The organism is Segatella hominis (assembly GCF_004535825.1).
Lineage (GTDB): Bacteria > Bacteroidota > Bacteroidia > Bacteroidales > Bacteroidaceae > Prevotella > Prevotella hominis.
In genome coordinates this window covers 1-6,858 of the sequence record NZ_SGVY01000091.1, presented here as the reverse complement: position 1 = coordinate 6,858, position 6,858 = coordinate 1, and the positions used below count along the sequence as shown (strand labels likewise).

General features: G+C 35.0%; 5 protein-coding genes and 1 pseudogene. All 6 read right to left on the bottom strand.

What is annotated here, in order from left to right:
* A pseudogene (locus EXN75_RS18410) lies at positions 1–178 on the bottom strand (IS982 family transposase); the annotation flags it as partial.
* Entirely contained in the window at positions 151–1,284 is a 1,134-nt protein-coding gene (locus EXN75_RS16830) for a hypothetical protein (RefSeq protein WP_134844696.1), read from the bottom strand. The gene EXN75_RS16830 and the pseudogene EXN75_RS18410, both read right to left, overlap by 28 nt.
* Before the next feature lie 3 nt (positions 1,285–1,287).
* Entirely contained in the window at positions 1,288–1,926 is a 639-nt protein-coding gene (locus EXN75_RS16825) for a hypothetical protein (RefSeq protein ID WP_118119633.1), read from the bottom strand.
* Between the two features lie 5 nt (positions 1,927–1,931).
* Positions 1,932–3,401 carry an SUMF1/EgtB/PvdO family nonheme iron enzyme gene (locus EXN75_RS16820; RefSeq protein ID WP_118119630.1) on the bottom strand — a complete coding sequence of 490 codons (1,470 nt, stop codon included), beginning with the start codon at positions 3,399–3,401 and terminating at the stop codon, positions 1,932–1,934.
* Positions 3,394–4,008, bottom strand: coding sequence for a hypothetical protein (locus tag EXN75_RS16815; RefSeq protein WP_134844695.1), 615 nt, complete (start codon positions 4,006–4,008; stop codon positions 3,394–3,396). The genes EXN75_RS16820 and EXN75_RS16815 overlap by 8 nt, the downstream gene beginning before the upstream one ends.
* A gap of 171 nt (positions 4,009–4,179) precedes the next feature.
* Positions 4,180–6,474, bottom strand: a complete 2,295-nt coding sequence (locus EXN75_RS16810; RefSeq protein WP_134844694.1) for a CHAT domain-containing protein — start codon at positions 6,472–6,474, stop codon at positions 4,180–4,182.
* Positions 6,475–6,858 lie beyond the last annotated feature (384 nt).

Sequence of the window (6,858 nt, the reverse complement as noted above, 5' to 3'; positions counted from 1 at the left end):
ACTCCTGGGCGAGGAATATTTCCTAGCTCATTAACTAAATTTTTGGAGAAATCCTTGCATATCTCAAGAATTTTTACGAAATTTGCATACAAGTTGTGCATAGCGTGAAATATATAACTTTATAATTTGACACTACAAAGTTACTAAAAATCAACGAGATGCACAACTTTTTCTCCATAAAAATATACTAATTTTCAGGCGGTTTTTTAATTCCGCCAACAGGTATTCGTTTATAAAATGGTTGATTTTCATTTCTATCTGAGGATATAACTTTTTGTTATTTTTTAGTTTGGCGATTTTCAAATATTCCAAAGCTTCCTTAAAGCGAGAACTTTCCATAAATCCATTTGCAATTCCCAGACAAAGAATAGATTCTGTTATGGTTTTATCTGGATATAAAGAATAGTATTTAACTGCGTGATGATAAAGATTCTGCAATTCATTTATTTTACCATAAACCGCATAATTGTACAAAAGATAATAATACGTATTGTAAAGACATATATCTTCATCAATAGAATATTTTTGGGCATTTTTCATTATATATTCACCAAGCCAAATTGCTTCCGGCAAATTACCTGCCCTAGACACCCATACATAATAGTCACTAAGAATTCTTAAATAGGAAGGATCGGTATCGGAGAAATCTTTCCTACTATAATGAAGCAATCTCAACATATTGTTTAATCGCTCATTGTATATCTCAACAGAATCAGGTTCAGTTGTTAGTATATTGTACCGAATACTAAGTTCTTGAGCTTTTAAATGAAACCGAAGTGGCATAATTGTATCTCCACGGTTTTCATAAGATTTTGCCAAATACGAAAATAAACCAGAGGAGAAAAAACAACTATCAACAACAGCTTGAGCCCTAACAAGTGCATGTGCTGCATACTTTTCGCCAATATAACATTGTTGCGTTTGCTCAAAAAGGCAGCATAAATCATATGTTGTTCCAAGGTATTCTTGATCAAGAAAGGCGTTAGGCGGATAGGCTTTTAAGGCATTTATAAAATTATCAATTGCTTCTTCGGTTTTATTATCATAAAAAGCGTAGATATCTCCCAAAGTTCTATAGTATTCATATTTATCATGCCAATTATCAGAGTTTGTTGCTTTGATTTTAATTTTGTCAAGCATTTGTCGAGCCATACCAATCTCATTTTTAATTATACATTGCTGTATAGTTAAAAATTCAATAACAAGGTTGTCTTCTTTATTCTCAGCTACAGACATTGTTGCAAAGAATACAAAAGATATCAAAATTACAAAATAGCGCTTCATCTTTTAATTACTAATTACCACAAAACTTACATCATTATTTCCACAATTGATAACTTCCACTTCCAACGTAGAGACGACATCTTGTGGTAATTTGATGATTCTTGTGCGGGCAGCTCTACCTCTCTTTACATCCTCTGTATCATTATACCACTTCTTCGCTCTCTTATCATAAATGCGAAGAGTAAGTTTGCCTCCTGGTTCAGAAATAACAGACAATTCTTCCAAACCTCTAGAAGGAAAAGAAAACTTTAAACTGCTTTTCTTTGCTACAACCAAAGTTTTCGTAAACAAGCCATTTGTTCCTGTTCCTCGTACCGCACGATTGTCAGAATACTTTTGCGCAAACTTACGAACATCACGACCAGCAATAAGTTCATCAACAAATTCTTCATCCCAGACAAAATATCCATTTAAAGATTTCGTTTTGGTAGATGTAACTCTGAGAGAACTGAAATCACCAGCCTTACAAGCTTTGAATGCAGCATTGGCACTTTTAAGACTTGATGTATTTCCTGCAGAAATTGCAGTACGAAGTGCCCAACAAGCATCGTATAGCTTTTGACTTTGCGCACTTAACTTTTGTTGTGCATTTGCTGAGATAGCCCATAATGCAACGAAGAAAACAACTAATAACTTTTTCATACTTATTATTTTTTGAAAATAATTCTTAATCCTATATTAGGTGATTTTTGATTCTTATCAGAAACTTCTCTATGATAAACAGTCAATTCATAAGGTTCACTCATATAGTTACCACCACGTATAATACTGTTGTTTTTATTATAGATAACATCAGAAATCGTGACTTTTTGAGTTGCCATATCCTTGTATAAGCGATGGATAGAGTCTGTCCACAAACACCATTCACTTACATTTCCACTCATGTCAAACAAATTGCAAGAATTGCAATGCATTCCACTATTGGTTGCATCACAAATATAGGGCTTGACAGATGAATTTTCTTTGTACCAAGCTACCTCTTTGATGTTGTTGCTCCCAGCATAGATTGTACCTTCAGGCATATTCCCACCACGTGCAGCATACTCCCACTCAGATTCCGTTGGTACACAAAAACTAATTCCCGTTAGATTATAAAGAGAATCGCAAAAAGCTTGGCATTCGGAAAGCGATATATTGGTCTTTGGAAGCAATGCATCTTTTTCATCAAAATCTTCTTCCATGATTTTACACCATTGAAATGTCGTCACTTCATACCTTCCCATATAGAATGATGTTACCGTTTGCTTGATAGGTGGAGTTTCCAAATCTTCTTCAACATCTTCACTATAAGTTCCATTAGACAGTAAAGAAGGTCCCATCATAAAACTTCCCCCTTCAACAAATTCCATCTTTTCCAATATGTCTTGGACTGCATGTAACTTTTCTATTGAAATATTAGGATTGAAGTTTGGGTTGAAATTCTTGTACTTCATATCCAACGAGTCGATTAAAGCAACTCGTGAATGTTCCAATTGGGCTTTTTGATAATGGAACCAACCACTCATGCCAACAAATGAAATTATAAATAGGAACAAAATTACAGCAAAACAAATCTTTTTATAGATAAAGTCAGACTTGCTCTTTAAATGCTTTCTAACTTTAGGCACTACATCTTTAAAAAGGGCATCAGGGCTTTCACTATAGAATACAGCTTCGTATGCCTTTATCCCAGCCATATCAGATGGAAGGTCTAGAGCTGCAAAATTAAAATCCTGAGAACGCTCGGGAACGACAGGAATAATATGTAAATCATGTCTCCTCAAAGCACGACCAATCTCTATGCGCACATAATCAATATTGGCATCTGGTCCCAGCTCATTGATTCGCCTAGCGAAAGCATCTTGCGACAGACTTGTTAGCTCATTATAAAATGCAATAGATTCTTTGCTTTTGTCTTCATTATTATAACAGAGAGAGTTTTTGCCAATAACAAGCAAAAAGTCCTTTACATGATCTATTCGTTCAATAAGTTGAACATTAAATTTTCCTGTAAGGTTTTCTCTATCAAAGCTTATTCTACCTTTATAATAAGGTTCCAACAAGTCTTTCAAATGCTCGGCTTTGTCACCAGCATCCTTTCTCCTATAACTGATAAATATGTCGTACTTATTACTCATTTTTCTCTTTCAATAATTCTTTCAGACGCTGATTAGGTATGTCTAGGTTGATGGATTTCTTAGATATGCTACCGATATAGGTATAACGAACCCCCAAACCCGCTTCTGCAAAAAGTTGCCACTGGTATTGGGTCGCCATGTCTGTATTGGCATAATTCTCGATGCCTTCCAAAGCCTTTTTACTTTGAAAGCCTGCCAGATTATATTGGTTTTCATCAACTTCGATAACTGTAACTATAAAGCCATCTTGCTTTTGCATATTTATGATGGTCATTCCTGCCATAAGTGTCACGGGTAATTGAGGCTTAGTCGCTTCCAATATCATATTGACCTTAACATCTAAAGACACGCCAGACTCCACACACTCTCTTAGCTCCGCAGGGGTAAATATGACTTCTCTGGAATCCCCTGTATTCTCGCTGACCATGGATACATGAAAATTCAAACCTAGTTCCGCAATTGTCTGAAATAGTTTTTTTGTATCATCCGAACCAGCTAACATCATCTTGATGTTATTCTTCAATTGTTCTTCGGATAATTGCATTTTTGACAAAGTATTACCAATGTCATTAATTTGAAATTTGCAAAAAACCTCTTTGTCTTTCATAGACATTGACTCCCATGTCATTGTTGGTCCCATTGACATCGGTAATTGAGAATTAATCTCAATAATTATATTTTCAAACTCTTCCCTACTGACGTCCTGTGAATAGGAACTTGAGACGCAAGCTAACAAAAATAGCCAAATAACAAACAATTTCCTCATAATTATTATTTTTTAATTCAAACCATCAAGCAAAACGAAAGATGCCCAATATTTCATATCATTCCATTTTCCACCCTCAGCATTTTTCAAATACTCTTGTGCATCCAATAAAGCTCTATTTTTAGAAAGACCATCTATCAATCCTTGATAAAAACGCACCATAAACAAAGTCGTGGCATGGTCATTCACTTTATTGAGAGTCATTAATATGCTATTAGCTCCAGCTTTTTTCACACCTCTCTGCAAACCAAACACGCCTTCACTACCAATATCCCCAAGTCCAGATTCACAAGCAGACATGACAACCATGTCTGTTTTTGACAAATCCAATGTTGACATTTCGTATGCAGTCAAGAAGCCATCATGATTACTGTCGGAATTTCCTTCTAACAACGTATTGTTGGCACCAGCAAAAACCATGGCCGATTTAGACAATACATTTTCCTCTGTACTCTGGTATTCTGCATGCTCCTCATCTTCATCATTTTCATCATAAGTTACTGGTTCTGCAGAATAAAAACCATGAGTTCCTATGTGAAGCCACGTCGGACTATTGTAACTGAGAGCTTTCACAGATTCTTCTGTTGCCTCCTCACCCCTACGACAAATAGGAGTCAAGCCTTTTTTCTTAAGGATTGCTGTAATTTGTTCCATTTCATACTTTGTACCTTTCAATGGCAAGAACAAATCCAAAGCTCCTCTTTCCGCATCCACACTATCTACATACTCTATATAGTCAACCTCATCTTGAACAGCTACGCTATCTGCTATATTTTCACTATAATCATAGTCAATATCTCCATAGATAACCACATCTTTTATATTTTGTGGATGAATAGTTTTTTGCTTGACAATTTCTCGCGTAGAAGAGAGACGAAAACATTGTTTCTTATCAAACAGGCTCTTTCCTTCATAATCAGGATAATATTCAATCGGAATCTTATGGAAATCACCATCTACGGCAAAATAAACATTAGAAACTCCTTGCAGTTCATTACTCAGAGTACCCCACACCTTATCATAAAGAGTTCCAAGAGGTTGCTGGCAAATATCCCGAAGTTCTATATTGGAACATATTTTATATATATGAGGGATAGAATCATTATGTTTCAGTGTCAAAGCATAATAGCAGGAATCTTCATCATCTACATTTTCTACAGCAAGAAATTCCACAGCAATGTCTCTGTAACCAAGATGTTCCCGGACACTATCAACATTGATACTCATATCTTTCAGAAAATCACCTTGTGACGGCAATATCTCCAGAATCTTCCTCTCCAATTTTTCTTGTATTGCATAATCTATCTTCCTTTTCTTAGCTTCCATGTATTGATTATAGAGAGATTTATATTCATCATTTGAGCTTTTCCGCAAGATACGATCAATATTCAATGTGCTATTCAGCAAGATTCCACGTGTTTGCAAGATACTATTATACAAAGCCTTCAGCAATACTGGTGTCTTATATTCTTCTGCCAGAGTAGGAAGGAGAAAGGTACCCCAACTTGTAAGTTTTTCAAAAAATGCACTTCTATTTTTCTCGGTCAAGTATGGAAAGACATCATGCAATTGACCTGAAACATAATCAGACAACTGGAGACTATACTTTTCTATATTATAAAGATCGTCTGTCATCCCCAATAATCCAATTCTGGTTATGAGCGCAACAAAATAATTGAGATCTTTGGTCTTTCCTAAAGACTCTAATATAGCAATTCCTTCATTGATAGACTTGAGCCCTTCTGTTCCTTTTCCCAAATTCATTTCACAAAAGGCACAATTGGTCTTACTTGTGCCATACATTTGAGACTTTTTCAATCCTAACTTTTCGTACTCTTGACATATCAACAGGAATATTTGATAAGCTTGTTCGTAAGCCTCTTGACAACCTTCTTTCAAAAGTAAGCATGCCTGATTGTTCATGGTAATCAACTTGCTTCTTTCATCATTCTTTCCTGTCTCAATTTGGGCAGCTCTTTCAAAACACTCCATAGCAAGCTCTCTTTCGCCTAACATGATCAGATTATTACCACGCTTATTCAACAAAAGAAAATGTATGTACTTGTATTTTCCTTGTTGACTAAAATTAGTAAACAGAGAATCAGCTATTGCAAAATATTCTTCAGCATTCTGATAATTACCCAACACATTTTCGCATTCAGCCAATTGTGTAAAAGCATTACAATCAACAAATAATGAATCTTTAAACATATCATAATTGATTGAAATTTTCAAATACTTTTCATAGGTTTCTTTGGCTTGCGCATATAAAGAATTTTTAAAATAAATCCGTCCTGCCAATTCCAAAGCGCCAAGATATTCCTCAGAGTTTAATCCAGCGAAAGTACGTATTTTTTATAAGTGATTGAGAATGAGATAAGTTTTTATCTCATAAAAAGAAGAGGTTACGAATTAGAAATAAACAGAATGTATCATCCTGCTGTGATTTGCATAACCATCCAAAGAACTCTTTCGGTTGCAAAGATACGATATTTAATCGGGGATAAAGAATGTTTTAAGATTTTTTATCACCGATTTTTTGCTTGAATAAATCTGTTTTTATTAACCTTAATTCCGCAACACTATAGTTTAACATTATTTATAAGTGCCTGAGCAACAAAAAGTTGCCCAGGATTTTGCCATGTCAGAATTTTCACTTACCTTAGTGTTGCGAAAAGAAGACAAGCAAAA